This window comes from Mucilaginibacter sp. HD30, from assembly GCF_054061755.1.
The window spans coordinates 1,440,208-1,465,607 of record NZ_JBSSEO010000001.1 but is presented as its reverse complement, the minus strand read 5'-3'; the positions used below and the strand labels follow the sequence as shown (position 1 = coordinate 1,465,607).

The window sequence follows — 25,400 nt, the reverse complement described above, 5'->3', positions numbered from 1 at the left end:
TTGAAAATCAGATGCAAAATTTTCCATTAGATATTCAAAAAATCCGGAACGATTTTCCGATGGCAAAAGTTACCGTAAAAGGCAAACCGCTGGTTTATTTTCACAGCGCAGCTACCAACCACAAACCGCGGGTGGTTATTGATAAAATAACCGCGCTCTATAGCCAAAAATACGGGAAGACGGAAGAAAACCACACGTTCAGCCAGTTCATGAACCAGGCGTATGAGGAAACGACGAAAAAAGTCGCGAAATTTTTAGGAGCTAAGAGCTCTGAAGAGATCGTCTTTACAAAAGGCAGTACGGACGGTATTAATCTCATTGCTAATGGCTTTGCGAAGGCCATTTTAAAACAGGATGATGAGATCGTTATAAGTACGCTGGAACATCACTCCAACATTGTACCGTGGCAATTAGCTTGTCAGCTGACAGGTGCAAAGCTGGTCGTAGCGCCCATAAAAAAAATGGCGAACTGGACATGGAAGCCTTTGAAAACCTGCTTACTAATAGAACTCGTATCATTAGCCTGGCGCATTCATCCAATGTATTAGGCACGATCTTCCCGGTTAACCAAATTTGCACCATCGCGCATATCCGCGGAATTCCGGTTTTATTGGATGGCGCGCAGGCAGCGCCGCATATGCCGGTCAATGTGCAGGGCATCGACTGCGACTTTTATGTATTTTCCGCACACAAAATGGGCGGTCCAGCGGGTGTAGCCGTATTATACGGAAAACCCGAATGGCTGGATAAGCTACCACCACATCAAGGAGGCGAGGGTATGGCTTCAAAAGTCGCTTTTGCAGAAAGCACCTACAGTGCTGTTCCAAAAAAGTTCGAGGCGGGCACACCTCCTTTTGAAGAAATTATATCGCTTGGTACGCTAATAGAATATATCAACGGAATAGATTTCGCCAAAACCGCGGCTTATGAGCAGGAACTGCTAGCGTATGCCACTCAAAAGTTGAATGAGATCAAAGAGGTCAATATTTTCGGTACATCGCCGGAAAAGGAACCGCTAATCTCGTTTTCGGTGGAGGGCCGGGACGTAAAACAGCTTGAAAAATTTCTTAACGATAAATATAATATCGCTGTACGGGCCGGAAAGCTGAGCGCGCAACCGCTCATGGACTATTTAGAAGTGGATGCTTTACTAAGAGTTGCCTTCTGCTATTTTAATACCACGGAGGAGATAGATCTGTTAATCACCGCCATAAACAAATTTATACAAACGCATGAAGCATAAGCACCGCTATTTTAAAGTTGCTCCCGGTATATGGGGGATGAAGATTCTTTTCGTGAACATATATATGGTGGCCTCGGATAGCCATTGGGTGCTGATAGATGCCGGACTAGCCGGTAGTGCAAAACGAATACTCACGATGGCTGACGATCTGTTTAATGGCGCACCCCCCTCGGCTATTTTACTAACGCATGGACATTTTGACCACCGCGGCGCACTCGCTACATTATTAAAAACCTGGGATGTACCAGTATTTGATCACCCGCTTGAACTGCCTTATTTGACCGGGCGCTCCGCTTATCCACCGCCAGACCCAACCGTTGGCGGTGGATTAATGAGCCTGTTATCTTTCTTCTATCCTAAACAGCCCATCAATGTAGGTAAACGCCTTTGGCCTTTACCTGGTGATGGAAGCGTCCCTTATTTACCTGAGTGGGAAGTTCTTTTAGTTCCAGGCCATGCGCCAGGGCAGGTAGCTATGTTTAGACGTTCGGACCGGGTGCTCATTGCAGGCGACGCTTTTGTAACTACAAAACAGGAATCTGTGATAGCTGCATTTAATGCTTTGCCGGCTTTAAATGGACCGCCTAAATATTTTACGTATGACTGGGACGCCGCACTGGCTTCTGTTATCCGGTTGAAAAAGCTGTCGCCACAGAAGGCCGCAGCCGGCCACGGCCCGCTTATGTCAGGCGAGCAGTTACGGCTTGGCCTGGAAGATTTGGTGAAGAACTTTGAAAAAAAAGCCCGCCCTGGAAAAGGGAGGTATGTACCTAAGGCAGCGATCGCAGATGAAAGGGGCGTAGTTGAAGTGCCACCGCCAGTATTGTCTCCTATAGCGGCCTTTACAATTGGTCTGTTAACCTTGGGAACATTTTTAGTCATCAAACGCATAACAGATAAGAATGGAAGAAGATAAAAGTGAAAATTGCGTAGTACCTAATGGTACATTGCTGGTTGTAGGCGGTCATGAGGATAAAGGCGGCCGTGTCAAGAAAGAAAAGCAGGAAGCGGACCGTTCAAAAGATGTACTGGCTACATTCGTTCAGTTGACGGGTAAAAAAGAGCCGGTGATCGAAGTCATTACCAGTGGTAGTTCCGAAGGCGAGGAATCGTTTAAGATTACGAGAAGGCCTTTAATGCCTTAGGCGCTAAGCAGGTCGGTCATATTCATCATGACGAGCGAGCCGAAGTAATGCGTTCCGACTTGAATGAGCGGCTGAATAAAGCTGATGCCGTTTACTTTTCAGGTGGAGACCAATTAAAGTTAACGTCTGTTTACGGCGGTACCGATTTATTGCTAACACTAGCTTCTTTGAACGTGTTAAAGAAGGTACTTGGATGGGACATGTGATTGAACGCATTGCGCTGGAAATTTAAACGCTTGCTGGTTTTGATACTGGCTTTGGCCGCACAAGGGGTGCAGGAAAAGTTGGTGTTTATAACGTGATTTTCAGTTTCATCAACGAGGCCGTCGGTCGCTATGCTGCAACAGCTTCTGTACAAATTGCTGAAACACTAATTAATGGTCAGCCTAACCGCCGATCTGCAGAAAATGCAACAACTTGCAAAGAATGCGGATCAGTCAATCATATAAACGGAAGCAACAGTAAGTCGGGCGGTCAGTTACATTAACTATCTGATAGGAAAACTCCCACTTATTTCCAGCTTATCTGAACCGCACTTGCGCCAGGCAATTTAAATTCCAAATGACCTGCAGGCGTTGTTGTTTCCGTTATTTCTTCTTTTTTACGCTTCCCGGTCACTACTTTGATAACCGGAAGTTTGCGGTCACTTTGCGGGATAATGCGTAACGAACAGGTGAGCGCTGAATGGCCTTTGATATTAAAGCTTACCGGCTTTCCTTCTTTAATTTTTACGTTGGTGGTTGGGTAATCTGTATAGATCAGAAATGATTCGCCGGGTATCCGCAAATACTGGCGCGTTATGATACCAAAAGGCATCCCTGCCCCGTAAACCTCCTGTCCAACTGAACCTGATTTCTCCCAGCCGTCATGCATATCTTCAAGTGGTATCCAAAGGTTGGGATCCAATTCACCGCTTTCGCGTTCTTCCGCAAGCATTTCTTTTGGCAGCAGCGGCGGGTAGTAATATACTGATCTGGAAATAGCATAACGAACAAACTCGGCCAGCAACAGCGAAACTGATGGCAGCAAGGGCACATCACCAGAGCGCCTCAGCAAATCCACAATTGACGAGTAGGCTTCTTGCTCTTCATAAACCGCAGTGTAAGGCGCATCATTTAGCGGATAAATTGCAAAAAAGGTTGGAAAGTGCTGACCATAGCCATAACCGCAATTCCATAGCGACACGTTTTTAAACAGGTTAGCGATGAAAAGATAAGTGAGATCCATATAAACCTCGTCACCAGTCTCCTGATACAGACGAAGCATCGCGCCTGCCGAAAAGGCTGAATTATTGGCTTGGTAGAAAATATCAAAGCCCAGATCCAGGAGGCTTCGGGCAGCCTTCTCTGCTTCCTCAAAATATCGCTTATCCTTGGTAAGTTCCCAGGCTTGCAACATTATGTGCGCGTAGGCACCAGCAACATCCTTTTCGCCACCGGCACCTGGAGCTGTCTCGGATTTTAATATTTCCAGGGTTTCCATCTGGTAGAAGACCGGCCATTTATAGTTGAATTTTTGAGCCGCTTTAATGGCATAATCAATTGAGTTTAAGAAAAGGTCTTTTGCCTGATCATCGCCATTCAGGGCCATGCGGGATAGATTTAAGAGCGGGTGGTGCAGGTACCAGGCATCCATAACTTTCGGCTGCTTTTGCTCGCTCGACTTATCTAACTTGCTTTCCGCGGCAGGGAGCCAGCGCATGATAGTTTTTAGCTTGTCATCATAAAAATTGGGCAAGCCTTTATAAATGTCCCGGATCATGGTCACATCTTCACCGCTCCATTGCTGGTATTCATACAAAGGAATTAATACGGCCAGTTGTACCATAACCTCGGGCGGCGTAGTATAGTCACACACATATGCATTGAGATACGAATGTTCACCTACGTGTGTCCAGCAAGCCTTACTATCTATCAGGTCGACCATGGATCGGTGTGAGATGTCTGGAAAATCATGATAGGTGGTTTCGGGGCGCGGTAAATGCAGGTATAGCTCACCCAGCAGCTCCAGGAACTGCCGTGCAACCTGAAACTGATTGTCTGAAATTTTCGTGTCAAATGCGACATAAGCGTCAGAGATCACAAATTCTTTTGAGGCGGGCAGTTCCTTTTCATTGGTGGTTGGCAGGGCAAACCCCAGTTCCGGCCAATTGCCACCTACTGTTCCTGCGGCCGATGTTTGTGTTTGTTGGCAATAATCATTAAGCGCCGTTAGATTTTGCAGGTACAGAAATGACCCTGTGCCCGGGCTTTCTACACTGGCATGAATAATGCCGGAACGCATACCAACTTGGTTAATATAAAGATTCCCCTCACAAGTTTCTGCGTTTGCAGCTCCTGCCAGAATATCATGCGGCCAATAATTAATAAATAAAGGACGGGCAGCGATAAATGAAACCTGATAATGCAGCAGTGTTACCGCTGCCTGCGGAAATGATACGATAACCTTAAATTGCCCGATCGCGCTTAATAATTGAAAAATAACCTGGTTATTTTGCTCTTTAATTTTATCAATGACCAAAATGTCAGGCGCATAAGCTGTACGAAAAGCTGTTGTGGCTCCGTCGGGCCATGTAACAAGCAGCCAAAGCGAATCATCTGCTAAATGTGCAGCAAAGTTATAGCCGTCTATTTTCTTAACATAACAGGCATCTGTGTCGGACAGTAAGCCGGTTGCAGCTGCTGTTAACAAGGACAAAGGGTTACTCATAGTTATAGTTTTTTTATTAATACTCTTGTTTTGTTGGCCGATACAGGATCTCGTTGATATCCACTTCTTCCGGTTGGCTTATGGCAAATGCAACAGCACGGGCAAAAGAGTCGGCTGGAATGGCTAGATTCTTATACATTTGATGGACGCCCGCTGCAATATCCGGTTCACTGATAGTGTTGGGTAATTCCGTATCCACAGCGCCGGGTGAGATGATAGTAGTGCGCAGATCATATGGTTTTACTTCTTCGCGTAATCCCTCCGAAATGACCCGAACCGCATGTTTGGTTGCAGAATAAACTGTGCTGCCCGCACGTACTTTATGACCTGCCACTGACGACACGTTAATGATGTGCCCAGAGCGTTGTTTTATCATGTAAGGTAGCACTGCTGCTATGCCATACAGTACGCCTTTAATGTTAACATCGATCATTCGGTTCCATTCGTTTACTTTGAAACGTTCAAGCGGCGAATGCGGCATTAGCCCGGCATTGTTAATCAGCACATCCACCCGTCCGTACGCTTTAACCGCCTTTTCAATCAATATTTTAACCTGTTCGAGTTGGGTTACGTCTGTCTGTAATGCCATAGCCTTGCCACCGTTATGATCAATTTCTACAGCGAGTTGCTGAATGCGTTCCACGCGTCGGGCGCCCATCACAATGGTAGCACCCAGTTTACCCAAATGGCGGGCTGTTGCTTCACCAAGGCCGCTGCTAGCACCGGTGATCACGATGATTTTTCCTGCGATATTGTTACTCATGTTTGCAAACCAGCAATAACCGTACACAATAACCGTGTAATCGCAGTTCTTTTCAAATCAGGTATTTTTTCTGTGAATACTACCATACAGGATCGCGAATAATAATACGTAGCAATGGATTAATACGTGTTTAAAAGGAGCGTAAGCTCACCATTAGTGATGTTATGCTTTATGTGGCTTATACTTGCCCTTTAGAAAAGGTTCAGGGCAAACTTACACGCATTTTAATACAACCGACCCGTGGGATAATCGCTTGGGTATTTACAGGTTAGTGATACAAGGGACACAACCAAGGACCATAAAATAATTGTAAGCGCTGCTAACGCATGCAAAATGGGCGATTTGCGCGCATACGTGCGCGAAAAACTGATCAAATTCATTCGCGAAAACCACTTGCAGGCCCTGCCACGAACCAGGATAGCCCCTGATGTTCAAAGCTAAATAACCTCCTCTTGTTGTTATAATTGATTGGCTAAGTTACCCCTTAATCAAGCGGTGGTAAATACTTGGCTTAAAGGTGTAATTACTTGATTTTGAATCACAGAAAACATCCGTTTTGAAGACGGGTTCTTTAATAACTACCAAATCTATAAGTTATGGAAATCAACATTTTTATGCTGCAAGAGATGCAGTTAAATGAAATACCCAGCTATGCTGACCAGTTAAATGCAATTGACGGTATTGAACCGGGTGATGACGAAGGCAATCGGGAAGATTATCCGGAAACGGACGATCTAGATGATGAAACGTTAAATGGTGACGAAGAAGAGATCACCACAGCCGATGAAGATGAAAGCACCGATGAAGACCTAACAGATCCGTCTGCAAATGATATTGACGGTAATGGCGGCTATCCTGATGCAGCTAATCCGACTGAACTTAGTTCTTAACTATTGAATTTGAACGTTATGAAAACAAAACTGATGTCTCCAAAATGGCACGCTGTAGTTGACTACGCCCTTATATCAAGTTTGGTTGTATTGCCGCCACTGTTAAAATTGAATAGCAAAACTCGCATAATTTACGCTGTCGAAGCTGCATTGCTAATTCCTTACGTAGCTCTGTCAAAGCATCCCTTAGCTGTTAAAGGATTGATTCCGTTTAAAACACATGGCAGAATAGATTGTGTGAATGTTACTCAGTTTGCCATCCAAAGTATGCTCCCCTCTATCAGGAAACATAAAAATGATCTGGCATTTAATATGGTATTCACTGTCCTGGCAGGCCTTAATGTATTATTAACAGACTGGAAATCGAGGAAGTGACATAGAATTAACTTACAGTATTGTATGCGGTAGCATTTACCCGTTTCAAATAAAGGCTAACAAAAAGTTGTATGAAAAAGTATAGAGTAGGCATTATCAGTTACGGTGGTTTTGGTCAGTTCCTGCATTATTGGTAGTCAGGATTAAATGTAGAAGTAATAGCCGTGGCCGACCGCAGAACGTTGGAAAAGATTGAAAACTGTAAAGTTTATGGTGATTGGCGGGACCTGGTGGACGACCCTGATATAGACATCGTAAGCATTTTCCACGCCGCCATCGCTTCACACCGAAATGGCTTGCGCTGGTATGTGTACTGGAAAGCACGTGTTGTTGGAGAAACCCGTCGCCATAAATAACGAAGGTGCATAACAGATCTTAGCAACTCAAAGAGAAACCGGAAGAGTAATAACGGTCAATCATATGATTCGTTATAATCCGATCATTAAGCACTTGTTGAACCTGGACGCAACACATTCGGAAAATTACGGCGGGCAGTGGTTAACAATTATGCTCAAGACTCCGGCTTACCACCGGGCCATTGGTTTTGGAAAGACGAATTATCAGGAGGAATATTATTGAGTATGGCGTACACTTTTTTGATATTGTTAATGCATTGAGCGAACAACATTATAAGAAAGTTTATGGGTGCTCGTATATGCGCAACTGACTGCAGCGTGACTAGGTTGCCGCTCTGGTATTATACAACGAAGGGTTAATAGGCATTTACTACCATTCTTTTTCGGGCTCCGGCTTTTTTGAAGAAACCACCCTGCAGCTAACCTATGATCTGGTCAGGATTGAGATAAAAGGCTGGATGCCGATGAAGGGAACAATTAAGGCCCTGGTAAATTTCCAAACAAAAAAACAACTGGGAAGGCATACCAGGCTGGAAAATGACCCTGGCCAACGAATTAAACGAACTTAGAGGCGTATCGCGCCCCGAATGTTGGGGAAGTGGTTCAAAGCCGGAAACAACAGAGAATAGTGAAGCCGTGCAATACAGCCGGAATTGCCTACGAGGTTGACGAAATGTTAACAGGCACTTTTAACATCAATCAAACCAAGGGCCAGGTAAATGGTAAATGTGTGTAATCAATTTTAATCGACCTGATAAAAAGGGTAGAAGATAGTGATCACAAATTAACCTTCAGTATTGAAGATGCTTATGAGGCTTTGAATATAGCCGTTTTGACTTCTAAGAAAATACATAGATAGGTATCCACTCATCGATCCGACGCTTCTCAAATAAGTTTCTCATTGGTCGATAAATACCCATAATTCGAAACATCTACCTGATTTCTCACCCCGTATTTTACACATTAATGTAAATAAGTTGCTCATTTTAAGCCATTTGACTATTAAAAATACATCTCTATTCAGCAATGCAAAAAAAACTTACTCCGTAGCATAATGTTAAACCATAGATTAATTTTTTGCATAGAATATGAAAAAATTTTACCTGATCGCTGCATTGCTGATCGTTTCAAGTTGCCTGTGGGCGCAAGCACAAAACGCACCGGTAACCGGCCGGGTTACTGACGCCGCTACAGGCGAAACCTTGATAGGGGTAAGCATCAGATCAAACAACAACAATACCGGCACCCAAACAGACGTGAACGGCCAGTATAGTATTAGAGCTTCTGCTGCCGATAGCCTTACTTTTAGTTATTTGGGTTACACCACCCAAACTATTGCTGTGGCCGGTAGAACAGCCATTAGTATCAATTTACAACCCGGCACCAATGTGTTGCAGCAGGTAGTAGTTATAGGCTACGGCACGCAGCGCAGGCGCGACGTTACCGGCGCTGTGGGCAGTATTAACGGTGCACAGTTAGCTAAGCAACCCGTGCAAACCCCCACGCAAGCGCTTCAGGGGCAGGTAGCCGGTGTTCAGGTGATTGGTTCCGGGCAACCTAACTCACAACCCCAGCTACGTATCCGCGGTACAGGGTCAGTACTGGCGGGCGCTAACCCTTTATATGTGGTAGACGGCCTATTAACAGACGATATCCGTAACATTAACAACAACGACATTACCAGTATTGATGTGCTAAAGGATGCTTCAGCCGCAATTTACGGCGTTCGTGCTGCCAATGGCGTGATTATTATTACCACCCGCAGAGGCAAAAACGGTCCGCCGGTAATTCGTTATGATGGTAATGCCGGTTTCAGGCAGCTTTCTAACAAGGTGCAGATGGCCAACCGCGATCAATATACAGCATACCTACGTGATTCAAACCCGGGCGCGCTTTCGGCTGATAATTCGCCGCTTACTTATCCCGGTACAACCGACTGGTATAAGGCGGTTTTGCGGAACGGTCTGCAAATGAGCCATAACCTTTCGCTGTCGGGTGGATCAGAAAAGACAACGTATTTTTTTAGCGCAGGCGAGTTTACCGATAACGGCCTCATTAAAACCAATGCGTTTAACCGGTATACCTTCCGTTCAAATATTGATGTTAAGATCACTGATAACCTTACGTTTGGAACCCAGTTATCCCTTACCAATAGTGATGAGCGCCCTGTTCCAATAGGCGGAGTGTATGAGAATGTGTACCGTGCGGCACCTATGATTCAGGCAATAGATGCAAACGGAAGGTATGGCAATACCAGCGCCTGGGGTAATGTTGGCAACCCATTGTTAAGCATCATGAATGTTAACAATCAAACCGGAACTAACCGCATACAAGGAAATGTGTATCTGGAGTATAAGCCAATTAAGTCGCTAACGCTGCGCAGCGCTTTCAACGTTGATAATTTCTGGACCAAACAGCGCAATTTTACCAACAGGTTTGGTGCCGACGCCAACACATTTACCGTTGCGGGCGGCAACCAGTATAGCAATTTTTCAACGCTGTTTATCCAGAACGACCAATCAGTACATACAATTTGGGACAATACTGCTACATGGCAGCAAACGTTCGGTCAACACAATTTAACCGCTTTAGCAGGCTATACAATGGAATACCAGAGAACCGAGCTATTTAACGGTAGCCGACGCGATATACCCAACGACCCCGACTTGTGGTATCTGGATATAGGTAACCCCGAAGCCGGAGCTAATTATGCTAATAATGGCGCGCTATTCCGACGTCTGTCCTATCTGGGGCGCATCAATTATAGCTTCGCCGGTAAATACTTGTTCAGCGCGTCCTTCCGTGCCGACGGGAGCTCAAGGTTCAGGCAAAAATTTGGATATTTTCCAACCATTAGTGCGGGCTGGGTAATATCAGAAGAAGATTTTCTTCGTGACAGCAAAACTCTTACCCATTTAAAGCTGCGTGGATCATGGGGACAGCTGGGTAATGATAATATTGGCCAGGGTTTATATGTGGTAACAGCAAGCCCTAACCTTCCTTATTTTTTCAATAACAGCCTTATTTTGGGCACCGCCATTCAGGATATTAAAAACACTAACCTGAAATGGGAACGAACCGACCAGTGGGATATTGGTTTGGAGTATGGCTTTTTTGATAATAAACTGACGGGTGAATTTGACTACTACAATAAAAAGGTGCGCGACGCGCTTACCAATGTAACCATCCCCGGCATTTTAGGCGATCCGGACGCTTTGTATGTTACCAATGCGGCATCGTATCAAAACACCGGCGTAGAGTTTTCAATCAACTGGAAAGACAAAATAGGTGAACTGGAATACAGCATTGGCGGTAATATCAACTATAACCGCAATACGGTGGTTGGCTTAAATGGCGGCCAGGCTTTAATTGGCGGTACAGTAGGTAATCAGTCAATAACCCGCACTGATAACGGGCAGCCCATTGCCAGCTATTATGTATTGCAGAACACCGGCATATTTCAATCTCAGGCGCAGATTGACGCAGCCCCTGCCTATAACCTTAATGGCTACGCCAAAACCATCGGCGGACAAATGTTTGCCGATCTCAGCGGCCCAAATGGCTCGCCCGATGGCGTGGTTGACAATTATGACCGTACCTATTCAGGCTCTTATCAGCCCAGATTTTATGGCGGATTGAATTTTTCGCTCACCTACCACAGCTGGGATCTAAGTGCTGACTTTTATGGCAACTGGGGCAATAAGATCTATAATGGCAAAAGACAGTTTCGCGGTAATTTAAATGATAATATAGAGGCGGCTTACGCAAATAACCGTTGGACACTGCAGAACACCTCAACAAATAATCCGGCAACAATCCCTTTAAATATACCCGCATCAACTTACTTTATTGAGTCGGGCGCGTTTTTAAGGCTGAACAACCTTACGTTAGGCTATACCGTTCCGGCAGAGGCATTAAAACGCCTTAAACTGACACGGCTTAGAATATTTGCAACATCGCAAAACCTCTTTACCGCTAAAAGGTACAGCGGTTTTACGCCCGAAGTATTCACAACGGATATACTCGCCTCGGGTGTTGAGTTTAGCAACTACCCTACAACCCGCACATTTTCTTTTGGATTAAATGTAGAATTTTAAACCTGCATACATGAAAACGTTAAAACTAATTACGCTGCTGGCTATATTACTTATACCTAACTACTCCTGCAAAAAATATCTGGAGGTAGACCCGCAGGCACAAATTACCGAGGCTGCTATCATTAGTGACCCTAATGTTGCTACCAACCTGGTAACCGGAATTTATAATATATTTTTTGCCGGCGACGCATTCGGGAACGATTTGAGAGGATTTCAGTTTATTGTACTGGGCGATATAGCTTCGGATGATGCCGATAAAGGCAGCACGCCCGGCGATTACGGCGATGCGCAGACCATTGACAATTTACAGCCCAACGCCAATAATGCTGTAGTGAATAATATATGGAAAGGCTATTATCAGGCCATCGCCCGTGCCAATCAGGCGCTGGCTCAGTTGCAGAATGCACAGTTTGACGCAGCAACGAAAAACCGGCTGATTGGCGAAACACGCTTTTTAAGAGGCATGTTTTACTTTAACCTGGTGCGCATTTTTGGAGGAGTACCCTTGCTTGACCGCGTACCCGATCCTGCCGAGGCCAATTCGTCACAGTTTGCTACCAGGGCTACTGCCGCGCAAATTTATCAGTTTGTAATATCCGACCTTACTTTTGCTGCCGATAACTTGCCTGTTATATCGCGCGGTAGCACTGATGCCGGGCGGGCCAGTAAAGGCGCAGCGCAGGCATTGCTGTCAAAAGTGTATTTATACAATAAAGACTATGAAAACGCCTACAAGTTTTCGCAGTTGGTGATTGATAGTAAAACTTACGATTTATACCCCGACTATTTCAACCTCTTCCGCCAGGCGGGCAATAACAGCATTGAGTCAATTTTTGAAATACAGGCAGGCATAAACACCGCATGCAATGCTGCCATTGACCGTTTTACGTTGGTACAAGGTCCGCGGGCGGGCGGCAAAGCCGGTTGGAGCGATTTAGGATACGGTTTTAACACGCCATCGCAAAGTTTGGTTAATGAATACGAGCCTAACGATATCCGTAAGAATGCGACGATCATTTTCATTAACCCCACTGTGGGCACTAACCCTCCCGGCACCATCCTGTTTGATGGTTTCAGGATCCCCACGCAGGATTCTGTACAAAGTGAGCGGTATAATTATAAGGCTTATTACAGCAGAACGGCCGAAAGCAATTGCGGCAATTTTGACCGATTGCCAAAACATGTGCAGGTGATAAGATACGCCGAAGTTTTGCTCATAAACGCAGAAGCGGCATTGCAAACCGGGCGGGCCGGCACTGCGTTAACCAACATTAATTTACTGAGGCAGCGGGCAAAGCTATTACCGTTAGCGGGCACCACGCTTGAGCAGATCTGGCATGAGCGCAGGGTAGAGCTAGCAATGGAACAGGATCGATTTTTTGATCTGGTACGGCAAGATGCTGTGCAGCCCGGCCGCGCGGCTGCAGCTTTCGCAGCGCACGGAAAAACATGGAACCCTAACAGGGCATTGTTCCCTATTCCGCAGCAGCAAATTGATTTAAGCGGCGGGGCATTAACCCAAAACCCCATTTGACAATGAAGCTGCTGGCTTACATATTATTAGTATTTACGCTTACTGCACAGGCGCAACAACGCAAAACAAAGGCCTCGAAGTCTGCTAAACCGTTCCAGATAAAGCTTACTGCGGTTAACAGGGAGCTATCAGACAGCACCTTGCTGGATGTAGTACAAAGGCAAACTGCCCGCTACTTCTGGGATTTTGGCCACCCCGTAAGCGGCATGGCCCGCGAACGAAGCAACGTGGCCTACAATTATGGCAGTGAGGTGGTTACTACAGGCGGTACCGGCTTTGGCGTTATGGCCCTGCTGGTAGCGGCCAACCGCGGCTGGGTACCGCGCGACAGTGTTGCGGCGCGGCTGCTTAAAATGGTTAAGTTCTTAGCCAAAGCAAATTCCTATCACGGAGCCTTTCCCCATTGGATGAACGGAGCAACGGGCCAAACCATACCTTTTGGCCGAAAAGACGATGGTGCCGATCTGGTAGAAACAGCTTTCCTTTTTCAGGGCCTGCTTTGTGTGCGGCAGTATTTTAACGGCACATCGGCAACCGAAGCCGAACTGCGCAACAGAATTAACGGCCTTTGGAATGATATAGAGTGGAACTGGTTTACACGCGATGGGCAGGATGTGCTTTACTGGCATTGGAGTCCCAACAATGGCTGGGCCATGAATTTTCCGCTAAGGGGATATAACGAAACGCTGATCACTTATATTCTGGCAGCATCGGCACAGCGCTACCAGGTACCTGCCGCTGTATATCATAAAGGCTTTACGCAAAGCGATTTCTTTAAAAATGGTAAAACATTTTACGGATATAACCTGCCTTTGGGATTTGATTATGGGGGGCCGATGTTTTTTGCGCATTACTCTTTTTTAGGGCTTGATCCGCGCGGTTTGAAGGACAAATACGCTGATTACTGGGAGCAAAACACAAATCACACATTGATTAACCGTGCCTACTGTCTGGAAAATCCGAAGCACTACAAAGGCTACGGGCCAAACAGCTGGGGCCTCAGTGCCAGCGATAACCATGAAGGCTACAATGCACACTCGCCCACCAATGATTTAGGAGTAATAACGCCTACGGCAGCCCTATCATCTTTTCCATATACCCCCCAATATTCCATGCAGGCACTACGCCACTTTTACGAGGATATGGGCGGTAAAATATGGGGGCCATATGGTTTTACTGATGCCTTTAACGAGACGCAAAACTGGTATGCGAAATCGTATCTGGCTATTGACCAGGGACCAATTGTGGTGATGATCGAGAATTATCGCTCCGGCTTATTATGGAAGCTGTTTATGAGTTGCCCGGAGATTCAACAAGGACTAAAAAAACTGGGGTTTGAAAGCCCGGCTATACACTGACAAAAATACGATCATGAGCAAACCCATCTTCATAAACTTTATCAAACTGGCTATTGGCGTATCATTAATTGCTGTATCATATGCAGGCATGGCGCAAAGCAAAAGCGATAACGCCATGAATACCTACATTAACAAACTGATGAGCAGAATGACGCTTGATGAAAAGATAGGTCAGCTTAATCTGCCCTCGGTTGGATTTGATATCACCGGGCCAATATTGAGCCAGGATGTGGAGGGTAAAATACGTAGGGGAATGGTTGGCGGAGTATTCAATACTTATACGCCACAAGCTGTGCGTAAACTGCAGGAAATGGCTGTGAACCAAACTCGATTAAAGATTCCGCTTTTGTTTGGTTACGATGTGATACACGGCCACAAAACCATTTTCCCGATACCCTTGGGATTATCTGCTTCGTGGGATCTGTCGCTTATTGAACGTACGGCACGAGCAGCTGCAGAAGAGGCGTCGGCCGATGGCGTGAACTGGGTATTTTCGCCAATGGTTGATATTACCCGCGACCCGCGTTGGGGCCGCGTTTCAGAAGGATCAGGTGAAGACCCCTGGCTGGGTTCGCAAATAGCCCGTACCATGGTGCATGGTTACCAGGGCAATGATCTGGCTGCATATAACACGGTGCTGGCCTGCGTTAAACATTTTGCCTTGTACGGTGCTGCCGAAGCGGGGCGTGATTATAACGTTGTGGACATGAGCGAACGTAAAATGCTGCAAGATTACCTGCCGCCCTATCGGGCGGCCGTTGATGCCGGAGTGGCTACAGTTATGACCTCGTTCAATGAAATCAACGGTGTGCCCGCGACAGCTAATGAATGGCTGCTCAATACGTTGTTGCGTAAAACATGGGGCTTTAAAGGCCTGGTAAGTACCGACTATACCGGCATTATGGAACTGGTACAGCATGGAATAGGCGATGCCGACGAAGTAACAAGACAGGCCTTAATAGCCGGCAATGATATGGATATGGTAAGCGAATTTTACCTGAACAACCTTAAAAAACTGATCACAACTAAAAAGGTGAATGTATCCTACATCGATCGTGCATGCCGGAGGGTGTTGGAGGCCAAATACAAACTGGGGCTCTTTAAAGATCCTTACATGTATGTTAACCAAACAAGGGCTACACAACAAATAATGAGTGGCGATAAATTGCAGCTGGCTAAAGAAGCGGCGCTAAAAAGCATGGTATTATTAAAAAATAAAAGAAATATATTGCCGCTTAAACGTGATGCGAAAATTGCTTTTATAGGGCCAATGGTTAAAGATCAGCGGAACCTGATCGGTAACTGGAGCGGAGCGGGCGATTGGCACCAGGCTATTAGTTTATGGGACGCACTTCACAGACAATATCCAAACAACAGCTTTAGCTATGCAAAAGGCTGTAATGTATTGGACGACCAGGCGCTGATTAATAAGCTTAATCCACATGACGCACAAATTGTTCTTGATTCGCAAAGACCCCGGCAGTTACTTGATGAAGCAGTGCGCGTAGCCAAAGATGCTGATGTAGCGGTGGTATTTTTAGGCGAACCGTTCGGCATGTCTGGAGAAGCTGCCAGCAGAAGCAATATTAGTTTACCCGATAATCAGCGGGAGCTGTTGCGTGCGCTGAAAGCTACCGGAAAGCCGGTTATACTGGTGCTAATGAACGGCCGGCCGCTTACGCTGCAATGGGAGGATGAGAACCTTGACGCCATACTTGAAACCTGGTTTGCAGGAACCAAAGCGGGCGAGGCGATAGCCGATGTGCTTTTTGGTAAGTATAATCCATCAGGCAGGTTAACGTTTACCTTTCCGCGCAATGTTGGGCAGATCCCTATTTATTACAGCGAAAAGAACACCGGCCGGCCGTTTAATGAAGAGCAAAAATACACTTCTAAATATCTGGATGTGCCTAATACGCCTTTATATCCCTTTGGTTTTGGATTAAGTTATACCATCTTTAGCTACAGCCCTGTACAGCTAAATAAAAATACTTTAGCCCCGGGCAATGCGGTAACAGCTACAATTACTGTTACCAATACAGGTACTGTTGAAGGAATAGAAACAGCGCAGTTGTACATCCGCGATGTTGTAGGCTCTGTCACCCGGCCGTTAAAAGAACTAAAAGGTTTTCAGCAGGTTTCATTAAAGCCGGGAGAATCAAAGACTCTACGCTTTCCCATTACAGTAAACGACCTGAGGTTTTACAACATTCAAAACAAGTATGTGTATGAACCCGGAGATTTTGAAGTGATGATAGGGCCTAATTCGGCGCAATTATATTCGGCCGGGTTTCGTGTACTCCGTTAAGCAAATCCTCTTCACCTCAGGGAGCAATTAATCAACATCCTTTTTTAATTGCTTCTTGTCTTGATTGGGCTTCAGTACTTTTTCTATCACTTTTATAACAGCGTTTTCGTCGGGCTTATCCTTTTTCTGATCAATACCCGTCACCGCTGATGACATACCATCCTGTGTACATTTCCACATCAAACCAAAAAAAGACATGCGCGGGTCGCGGATTACATTAATAGGACCTTTTCTAAATTCGCCGTTGCCCTTCGGGTTATCATTAGGCATGGTCATATTAGCAACTAAGGACAAAAAGCCGCGCTTTTTAAGCGTATTGTCTTTTTCATCGCGCTTAAGTAAATTTATCTTTAGGTCTTTATAATAAAGGTCTATATTGCCTTTTGCAGTTTTGTTGGTGGCAGAAACGTACATATCCATTTGATTAATAGTGCCCGATTTTACTGCCATTAAACCCAGCGGAGCCGACAAAGGATTAGCTGCCTTAGCATCCATGGGGCCCATATGAATAAAAGATGTAAAGGCTCCGTTTTTGCTTGTAAGGTTAAAAATATATTTAACACGCGTTTTACCTTCGCCCATCATCCGGCTGTATGACCGGACAACCAAATAAGGGTTTCGTTTTTTTTCCATGGCATTGTTAGTAACATGATAAATGCTGCTTTCAATATTCGTCATATATAAATTAGCTGTACGTTTTGACTTTTGTGCGGCAATGGCGTAACGAAAATAACCACTGTGCATTTTAATGGTATCTATAGTAACATCAAAAGCCAGGAGTTGTAACCGCTGTTGCGGATGAACGATATTACGCTCGGGCCTAACGCGCCTTGGCCAGTGATAATTATTATATACCTCTGTCCATGAACTAGCTGCCGTCATAGCGCCTACATGCAGTTGCTGTCTACGCAGCAGTCGGTCTAGGTCAATGTTCTTCATCCACATATCATTGTAAACAAAGTGCAGCCTGTCACGGTTAAAGCCCGACTGGCGATAAAAGGCCACTTTATTTAACCTCGGCTTAAGCACAAAACGCTTAATGTACATACTGCGCTGCTCTGGCATCAACCGCATGTCGGTAACGGTAAGCCGGTATAAACTATCGGGGGTGGCAATACTTACGCCTTTTATTTTTAATGCTGCCTGCTTTCCTTCGTCACCGCTATCTTTATTGCCTCCGAAATTCGCCAGACTTATATCCGTCAGGTTCATGTTCCAGCCTCTTAAAACCGTCTGTTTTGTGCTGGATTCGTTTTTATTGATGTAGGTAAGCGTCATATTATTGACGGTTACCTGCTGTACGAGACATATTTTTAACACATCCTTTATCAAACCTTTTATCAGCGAACTACCGGCCCTTACAGTATCGTTATACGCCCGCCGCTTATTGCTGCATACTATAACTGGGTGCTTTACAATGATAGCAGCTATGTTAAAGCGTCTTCCTGAATCGGTTTTAATAAAGCCAAATTTTTTAATAATAAGACTATCTATCTTTACAGACAGCACATTATTTGGCGCATTATTTTGAGTAATAAGGCGACCGTACACAGCCGTATCAGCAATAAGCTTAAGATTGGTGATTAGCCCTTTGCCCGAGTCGATATTCAGGTTGAAGCTATTATACTTCATCTGATATAATCCGTCGCTCGCATTATGCAACATTTTTTTTAGCTGATCGGTCAGCAAAGGTTTTGCAATTTTGCTGTTTGCGTTGGCCAGGTCTTTCTTAAAAAAATACCATCCACTGATCAGTGTGCCGGTTATGACAAATAAAGCCGCAACGATCCACAGCCATTTCTTTTTAGGAGCCATAGTTGATGTTTCATTAAATTTAAGTTGGTATTAGCTTTAGATTATAAAGACAGGCACATTGCTCATCAAAAGCTTAAAAGCCGCCAGGACAATTTTTATCAAAGCCCCGGCGGAATCAAAAACTACTCGCTACCTACGGTTTTAACTATTTTGTTATAAATTCCAAATAGCAAAAAAGGAGCAACCCACTGTCCGAAGAACAGTGCCTTGTCATCTTTTGCGGTAAGTTTAAATAGCAACGACACGCCCATTGCCGCTATTGCTGCTCCCAAATAAAAATCCGACGGAATTTTTGAAGTTTCGTTTTCTATGGCCTTGGTCATGTTACCTTCGCCGTGTTGATTTGATGTTTCCATTTTTTCCATTTTAGTTTTACCATAAAACAATGAGGCTACGATCCGTAATACAATTTAGTCGCCGGAGAAGCCAACGCCAGCTTGAGCCATTTTACGTTGCTTTTCGGCTATTTGCTCCTGATAATCACTTTCATTGTTAATAGCGTTATCCTGATCATTGGTTTTGCTTTGGCCACCAGCTTCGCCGCTACCGAGATCAACTGATTGTTTCTGTTCTTCTTTGTCTGACCGACGTTTTTCATGTGTTGTCATAATGGATTTTTTAAGTAGTACAATCTGATAGAACAACAAGGCGTTAGGGGAAGCGGTTCGCTGATAAACTACGCGTTTTAGGTAAGTGTATTACTCTATTTTTATAGTATCTGCTGGGGGTTATTCGTATTCAACACCTGATATCAGCCCGGACAGACAGGTATTTAGCACAGTTTGGATCAACCTGTCGGTAGGTTACCGACTACAAATATCACTTGGTAAATGTTTTGAACAGGCATACACAGATTGTTGTACTAGAACTTCTAATTGAATTGAACGCTCTAATGAAGAATTTGCCAGTTATATGGAAGCAGAAAGGCGTTGATTGATGAATACAATGAGCGCAAAGACCGTAAACTTGATTATAAGCTGCCATCTGTACCTGATCTGCACACTAGGTTAAAGACTATTTTCCAAAAAGCAGATCATGTACTGCAATCTTTGATGGAGATCAATTCTTTATTTTTTACAAATCAAAATTTAAACCTGCGAGCGCATTTCGATACTTTCCAAGCTTATTGACCAAATATTTAGTAAGGATGATGGATTTTCCAATTTTATTGAAGGAGCTTTACCTTTTTTAAAAATAGCCCGCGCTTTTAGGGGTTGCTTGGATCACAGGTTAGAAGACGTCCAGATACTGGATTTTACTTTGCAACCAAATAAGGACGTACTGACAGCTAAAATTTCGATGGAACATCGAAAAGAACAATTAGACCCAATGCCTGTTTCGGAATTACTTAAGGTCACAACAGAAAATCTGCTATATATTACCGAAATGTCTATCGCTTATTTAGCTGCCAAGCACCCAAAGCCATCTGGTTTGGCTTATCAGGTAAAAGAGCCGCCTTTGGAAAAACGTACCAATAAGCATATTAGATATGCCTTTTGGGCACCAATCGGCCCTGATGGATTTTTTATGCAATAAGGATTAATTATCATAAAGTCGTGAACTTTTGGCGCTGAATATCTCACTGAGTTATCTTTATATCTCACATCTTAAAGTGAAAGTTGCAAAATAATGCCTAATATTGCCAAGTTATCAACACCTCGGGTAACATGATAGTACCAACAATGACCTAAATTTAGGCCAAAAAATTTGTTTCTAATTTGGTGCTAAAATTTTATAACTTACTGACAATCAACGTATAAGTACTTTCTGTATCGGTAAGTAACTGACAATCAATTGTCCAAATAAGATTGCCAGAAAAAATAAAGTCATGGCAATATATATCAGAATTATTGCCCAACCACAATCAAGTCCTTTTTCCTGAGCCAGCCTTTGCTGGTTTGTCCATTATCGTTGGTATACACCACGTAAATAAAGCCGTTTCGGTCGTCGATGGCTTTTAAGCGTGCGTTGTTCCATTGGTTTATATTTGCGTCACGTTTGCTCGTTTCGTCCGGTCTGTTGTGGAAGTAAGCGTAAGTACTAAACAATGTAAATACTTTACCTACATCGCTGCCTTTACCGCTATAGGCCGGCGCAGGTTTAGCAGGCTTTGGTTTAGGTGCTGTTTTTTTTAACACCTTTTTAGCCGAATCCTTTTTTGTTTTCTTAACCGGCAGAATTTCGGGTTTTCCAATAGGCTTGTTTACCGTTACCTCTGCTTCTTCCTGTATTTTTTTCCGGGGCACTGGCTCTGTCGGGGCTTTTTTTGAGCTTTCGGTACTAGCAATAGTATCTTTTGGAACTGAAACAGCCGCTGCCGTCCCGCCATTAAAAAGGTAATGGCCGGCCAACGCACCCATACCGATAAGCAGCAGCCCAATACCGATTGATAGGGCCTTTGACATACTTTTACTGCTATTTTTATGTGGCGCCGATGCTGTTACCGGCGTTGCCTTAAATGCCGGCTGGATATTTTTAAGCTGTGTTATTTCCTGCTGTAACTGGCTTGTCTTTGCCGCCTCTTCCTGTAGTTTTAATTCAAGGGCTTCTATTTGGTTTTGCAGGATTAGGGCACTCTCTGTATCATCTTTTACGCTGATCACACTGTGTTGTATCACCTCACGCAGTTCGGTGCCGTCGGCGTAACGGTCGGCCGGATTCTTTTGCAAACATTTAGAGATGAGCGTTAGCAGCCATCCAGGTACTTGCAATTCACGGTGGCGCTGGTCCTCGGGCCAGTTTAAAGGCATGTTTTTTTCACGCAACGCAAACAGATCGGGTGGCTCTTGTTCCAGGTGTGCTATCATTACAGCATTACGGGCGGTCTGGCCGTTGTCATTCAGTTTAAAGGGAACAGTGCCCGCCAGCAACTCGTAAAGGATAATGCCGTAGCTGTAAACATCGCTTTGCGGCAACAGGTTGCCCTCGCTTTGCTCCGGCGCCATAAACTCTACCGCTCCCGCATTTCGTAAGCTGCTCCTCCGCTGCTCGTCGCTCATAATTGCGAGACCAAAATCAAGCAACACATAGTTGCCTGTATTGATGTTGAATTTAACGTTGTTGCTTTTGATATCGCCATGCTTTACTGATACCTTATGGCAATGACTCAGCGCATTTGCAAGCTGATAGGCCACCTTAATGGCTTCAGGGATGGTAAAAACAGGTGTATCTTTCTCTGTAAGCAGTTCCGCAAGATCAGGACCCTCAATAAATTCCATCTCGATAAACGGAAGCGAGCCGCTTTCGGTAATGCCCGAGTTGAGTATCTTAACAACATTAGGGTTTGATATCTGGTTAACTTTTTTTAATTTCTCTACCTCGTTAATAAAGTCTTTATAGTGCTTGTCGTTCTCATCTTCGGCATGAATTGGGTTAGGCAAAAGCTTTACTGCTACAAAAATTTCGCCGATGCGCCTGCCTTTGTATACCGAACCTTGGCCGCCCGTGTGCAGAGCGCCCATGTTTTCGAGCCCATCGGTTATCGTAAAAATTTTACCCATTTGGTTTTGTTAACGCTAAGCTGTTTTTGCTATAAATGTATCCATTTCAAAACCCCACTTCACAAAAATAGTTTTTTTGAACCGTAAGTATTAGAGCCGGCCCTGCTGCCAGGGTTTAGTATGCCTGAATTATTAGGGCTATCAAAAAACCCCAAATAACCATCGCAGAGCTACGTAAGACACATAGATAGTAGACGCGAGGAAAATTACCAGCACTATTAAAATTAAGGCAATAATTCCTTTACCGCTGCCTTGATGCTTACCTTCCTGGTAATGCTCCTTTAGCAACTTAATGTTGCGGGTATTCGCTTTAAAATAGAAGTCGGTAATTTGCCCGAGGAGAGGGATTCCGCCAAGAAGCCCATCTATGCAAATGTTAACAGCCATTAAAATAAGTACCTTGCGACTCACACCCCCGTTCTTTGCAATTACATAAAGCAGCGCTGCTGCTACGATAAAGCCTGAAACATCTCCTGCAAAAGGGATAAAGTTCAGAATAGGATCGAGCCCAAAACGAAAATTTGTACCGGGGAAACGGAATTTGTCGTCCATAACAGAGGCTATCCGCTCAACCCATTTTAACTGCCCTGTAAGTGCTATGTTTTTTGGTAATTGTTTCATTGCTATTAGAGGAATGAAAAGTACAGTGATTTGTTTTGTGAAATTGTAGGCCGAAGCTTTGGCCAGAACTAGTGTCGTTATTGTTTAATTTTAAACGTGGCCCGTGGCCGCATTTTTAAACTTAATTTTTGTTATGGAATAGCCTTACGAACTGCGGATCCCAAACTATCTCTTTGGTTTATATATTAGCATTAATTTATTTAGAGCTTTTGAGTTAAATTATTCTATCTTGATTTTTTAAACAAATGCCTGCTTTATGGATCTGAAAACATTTACCCATCTACCCTTTTATATTAAGCTGGCCTGTGTGCTTTTCAGCCTTTTTGCTATTGGCTACCTCGTTATCATTGCTAAAGAAATTCTTTCCCCGATAGTCTTTTCCTGCCTTTTTTCTATTTTATTGTTGCCAGTAGCGCAGTTTTTTGAGTTTAAACTACGCCTGCCCCGGAGTGCGGCGGCGATGGTAGCTGTTTTATTGTTGCTGGCTTTTATCGGAGCGGTCATTTACGTGATCGGCTCTCAAATAGCAGACTTGGCTAAAGAATGGCCTGATTTTCAGGCCCAGATGAAAAGATCTCTTTGGGAGTTTCGCGGGTGGGTGCAGGATAACTTCCACGTTACGCGTGGTAAACAATTAAGAGTCGTGAATACCGCCACAAGTAAAGTGTTATCGCCTGACACGGAGACGGTAGGGGCGACGGTACTGTCTTTATCTTCCATCATTCTATTCCTCGTATTTACTTTTATTTATTCTTTTTTCTTTTTGTTATACCGCAGTTTGATCATGAAATTCCTGGAATCGGTTTTTCTAAAAGAAAATAATGCCACAGTACACGAGATTATAGAACGAGTGCAGCACATCATCCGCAAATATATTATCGGCTTATTGATCCAGATGGCTATTGTAGCCATTGTGGTTAGTGTGGCTTTTTCTCTTATGGGCGTGAAGTATGCTATCCTGTTGGGATTGATAACCGGTCTTTTTAACGTGATACCATATATCGGAATATTTACCGCGCTAATTATCAGTGCTGTTGTCAGCCTTGGAACCTCGTCTGACGGCAGTCAGGCAGTGTGGGTGATGAGTTCACTAGTGATCATGCATTTATTGGACAGCAACGTTATATTACCCATGGTGGTGGGTTCTAAAGTACGCATCAATGCCTTTGTGACAATTTTAGGCGTGGTAATAGGAGAGATGCTCTGGGGGATCCCGGGAATGTTCTTATCTATTCCTGTTATTGCGGTATTAAAAATTGTTTTTGACCGGGTAGAGAGCTTGCAGCCATGGGGAATTATCCTTGGCGACGAAGAGCGGAAACAAAACAAGCTTGCAACCCGGTTAATGGTCAGGAACAAAAAGATCAAGGTTAAAGCCGAAGAATAGAACGACAATTTGTTATATTAATGGTATGATAACAGTTTAACCGCGCTTTAAGGTAATCACAGCTACTTCTGGCCACATGCCGATGCGTCCCTTCAAACCGATAAAGCCAAAACCCCGGTTGACGTAAAGGTAGCGCCCGGCTGAATGATAAAGCCCGAGCCACTGTTTGTAAACGTACTGCACAGGGCTCCATTTAAAGCCGAGGAAATCGATACCAAACTGCATGCCGTGTGTGTGGCCGGATAATGTTAAGTGGATGTGCTGCTCATGATTTAACGTAACTGCTTCCCAGTGCGAAGGATCATGAGATAAGAGTATTTTAAAGCCTTTATCCGGTACGTTAAGGGTCGCTTTTTTCAGATCCCCGTATTTATGAAAGCCACCCTTGCCCCAGTTCTCTACGCCAATCAGATTAATAGCCGCACCGTCTTTTTGCAAGCTAATAGACTCGTCCAGCAACAAACGGAATCCCATTTCTCCATGAACCTCTTTCAATCGCTTAAGGTTGGCTTCTTTGGCTTCATCGCTCTCCCATTTTACGTAGTCGCCATAGTCATGGTTACCAAGGACGGAATACTTACCCATAGATGCCTTTAGTCCCGCAAACGGTGTAATCCAGGGATCCATTTCAGCCGCTTTATTGTTAACTAGGTCGCCGGTAAATAAGATCACATCACTACGCTGCGTATTTACAAGTTCCAGTCCTTTTTTTACACCCTCAGCGTCCATAAAACTTCCGGAATGAACATCGGTGATCTGTGTAATGGTAAATCCATCAAAGGCAGCCGGCAAGTCGGGAAAGATTAATGTCGATTTTTTTAACCGGTAAAAATGGCGTCCCCGGGTAATTCCAAATAAAACAACGAGGAACGCGATGCCGGCAATAATAACAGCCACTTGGCTTACCCAAAGTGATCTGGGCGGAAAACCCCGAACTATGCGCGTTAAATCTTCTATCAATAAAAAAGGCGTTGCCATCAGGCTGGGGACGAGCACCAGCAGCATAAGTCCCATAAGCCACGTTATCAGCGTTTGCTGCAGGCCAGAGCCGCGTCGCACAAAAAATGCGGAAACAATGCCACCAATTAATAGTACGTTGATCAGCCAATAAAACGCTGCGTACAAATCTGTTACAGAAATGGTTTTTATTGCCTGATAAAAATACAAGTTGCTGAGCAACCAAAGAAGGATAATGAAAGGAAGTCTTTTAGCCATATACTGCTAAGACGAATTAAAGCAGCAATCATTTTAAAAAAAATAGTAAATGAGATACAAATGACACAAAGTATTTCCACCTGT

Annotated in this window: 19 protein-coding genes and 2 pseudogenes; 13 read left to right on the top strand and 8 right to left on the bottom strand. The window is 44.4% G+C overall.

All coding sequences use genetic code 11. The annotated features are described in order from the left end of the window. Window positions 1-11 precede the first annotated feature (11 nt). From ACVW2L_RS07195 to ACVW2L_RS07180, 4 genes and pseudogenes are all read left to right on the top strand, one after another. Window positions 12-1,243 (top strand): annotated as a pseudogene (locus tag ACVW2L_RS07195) (aminotransferase class V-fold PLP-dependent enzyme). Next, a complete protein-coding gene (locus tag ACVW2L_RS07190) occupies window positions 1,233-2,159 on the top strand; it encodes an MBL fold metallo-hydrolase (RefSeq protein WP_457127285.1) in 927 nt (308 codons plus the stop codon). The pseudogene ACVW2L_RS07195 and the gene ACVW2L_RS07190 overlap by 11 nt, the downstream one beginning before the upstream one ends. Beyond that, on the top strand, window positions 2,146-2,388 hold the full coding sequence (locus ACVW2L_RS07185) for a hypothetical protein (protein WP_457127284.1): 243 nt from the start codon (window positions 2,146-2,148) through the stop codon (window positions 2,386-2,388). Before ACVW2L_RS07190 ends, ACVW2L_RS07185 begins: the two co-directional genes overlap by 14 nt. Window positions 2,389-2,500: 112 nt before the next feature. Beyond that, a pseudogene (locus ACVW2L_RS07180) lies at window positions 2,501-2,875 on the top strand (cyanophycin synthetase family protein). 23 nt (window positions 2,876-2,898) lie between these two features. Here the strand turns inward: ACVW2L_RS07180 and ACVW2L_RS07175 are convergent. Next, window positions 2,899-5,097, bottom strand: a complete 2,199-nt coding sequence (locus tag ACVW2L_RS07175) for a hypothetical protein (RefSeq protein WP_457127283.1) — start codon at window positions 5,095-5,097, stop codon at window positions 2,899-2,901. 16 nt (window positions 5,098-5,113) lie between these two features. Then, window positions 5,114-5,860 carry an SDR family oxidoreductase gene (locus ACVW2L_RS07170; RefSeq protein ID WP_457127282.1) on the bottom strand — a complete coding sequence of 249 codons (747 nt, stop codon included), beginning with the start codon at window positions 5,858-5,860 and terminating at the stop codon, window positions 5,114-5,116. A gap of 614 nt (window positions 5,861-6,474) precedes the next feature. Between ACVW2L_RS07170 and ACVW2L_RS07165 the strand changes: the two genes are divergently transcribed. The 7 genes from ACVW2L_RS07165 to bglX all read left to right on the top strand — a co-directional run bounded on the left by ACVW2L_RS07165 (window position 6,475) and on the right by bglX (window position 16,778). Continuing rightward, window positions 6,475-6,750, top strand: coding sequence for a hypothetical protein (locus ACVW2L_RS07165; protein WP_457127281.1), 276 nt, complete (start codon window positions 6,475-6,477; stop codon window positions 6,748-6,750). Between the two features lie 18 nt (window positions 6,751-6,768). Beyond that, entirely contained in the window at window positions 6,769-7,125 is a 357-nt protein-coding gene (locus tag ACVW2L_RS07160) for a hypothetical protein (protein ID WP_457127280.1), read from the top strand. 291 nt (window positions 7,126-7,416) lie between these two features. After that, window positions 7,417-7,494, top strand: a complete 78-nt coding sequence (locus ACVW2L_RS07155) for a hypothetical protein (RefSeq protein ID WP_457130184.1) — start codon at window positions 7,417-7,419, stop codon at window positions 7,492-7,494. Between the two features lie 1,075 nt (window positions 7,495-8,569). Further along, complete coding sequence (locus ACVW2L_RS07150; RefSeq protein ID WP_457127279.1) at window positions 8,570-11,578, top strand: SusC/RagA family TonB-linked outer membrane protein; 3,009 nt, start codon at window positions 8,570-8,572, stop codon at window positions 11,576-11,578. A gap of 10 nt (window positions 11,579-11,588) precedes the next feature. Beyond that, the gene (locus ACVW2L_RS07145; protein ID WP_457127278.1) at window positions 11,589-13,112 is read left to right on the top strand and encodes a RagB/SusD family nutrient uptake outer membrane protein; all 1,524 of its coding nucleotides are present in this window, start codon (window positions 11,589-11,591) and stop codon (window positions 13,110-13,112) included. 2 nt (window positions 13,113-13,114) lie between these two features. After that, window positions 13,115-14,470 carry a glucoamylase family protein gene (locus ACVW2L_RS07140; RefSeq protein WP_457127277.1) on the top strand — a complete coding sequence of 452 codons (1,356 nt, stop codon included), beginning with the start codon at window positions 13,115-13,117 and terminating at the stop codon, window positions 14,468-14,470. A 13-nt stretch (window positions 14,471-14,483) separates the two neighbouring features. After that, entirely contained in the window at window positions 14,484-16,778 is a 2,295-nt protein-coding gene (gene bglX / locus ACVW2L_RS07135; protein WP_457127276.1) for a beta-glucosidase BglX, read from the top strand. Window positions 16,779-16,805: 27 nt separating this feature from the next. On the opposite strand, the gene ACVW2L_RS07130 is transcribed toward bglX, so the two are convergent. The 3 genes from ACVW2L_RS07130 to ACVW2L_RS07120 form a co-directional block, all read right to left on the bottom strand. Beyond that, entirely contained in the window at window positions 16,806-18,593 is a 1,788-nt protein-coding gene (locus ACVW2L_RS07130) for a hypothetical protein (protein ID WP_457127275.1), read from the bottom strand. 122 nt (window positions 18,594-18,715) lie between these two features. Continuing rightward, on the bottom strand, window positions 18,716-18,949 hold the full coding sequence (locus ACVW2L_RS07125) for a hypothetical protein (RefSeq protein ID WP_457127274.1): 234 nt from the start codon (window positions 18,947-18,949) through the stop codon (window positions 18,716-18,718). 54 nt (window positions 18,950-19,003) lie between these two features. Continuing rightward, entirely contained in the window at window positions 19,004-19,201 is a 198-nt protein-coding gene (locus tag ACVW2L_RS07120; protein ID WP_457127273.1) for a hypothetical protein, read from the bottom strand. A 652-nt stretch (window positions 19,202-19,853) separates the two neighbouring features. Here ACVW2L_RS07120 and ACVW2L_RS07115 point away from each other — a divergent pair. Continuing rightward, window positions 19,854-20,129 carry a hypothetical protein gene (locus ACVW2L_RS07115; RefSeq protein WP_457127272.1) on the top strand — a complete coding sequence of 92 codons (276 nt, stop codon included), beginning with the start codon at window positions 19,854-19,856 and terminating at the stop codon, window positions 20,127-20,129. 311 nt (window positions 20,130-20,440) lie between these two features. Here the strand turns inward: ACVW2L_RS07115 and ACVW2L_RS07110 are convergent, their stop codons facing one another. After that, the gene (locus ACVW2L_RS07110; RefSeq protein ID WP_457127271.1) at window positions 20,441-22,093 is read right to left on the bottom strand and encodes a serine/threonine protein kinase; all 1,653 of its coding nucleotides are present in this window, start codon (window positions 22,091-22,093) and stop codon (window positions 20,441-20,443) included. A 141-nt stretch (window positions 22,094-22,234) separates the two neighbouring features. Beyond that, window positions 22,235-22,714 (bottom strand): DUF4112 domain-containing protein, encoded by a 480-nt coding sequence (locus tag ACVW2L_RS07105; protein ID WP_457127270.1) that lies wholly within the window; start codon window positions 22,712-22,714, stop codon window positions 22,235-22,237. Between the two features lie 256 nt (window positions 22,715-22,970). On the opposite strand from ACVW2L_RS07105, the gene ACVW2L_RS07100 reads away from it, so the two are divergent. Further along, on the top strand, window positions 22,971-24,101 hold the full coding sequence (locus ACVW2L_RS07100) for an AI-2E family transporter (RefSeq protein WP_457127269.1): 1,131 nt from the start codon (window positions 22,971-22,973) through the stop codon (window positions 24,099-24,101). 36 nt (window positions 24,102-24,137) lie between these two features. On the opposite strand, the gene ACVW2L_RS07095 is transcribed toward ACVW2L_RS07100, so the two are convergent. Further along, a complete protein-coding gene (locus ACVW2L_RS07095; RefSeq protein ID WP_457127268.1) occupies window positions 24,138-25,316 on the bottom strand; it encodes a metallophosphoesterase in 1,179 nt (392 codons plus the stop codon). Window positions 25,317-25,400 lie beyond the last annotated feature (84 nt).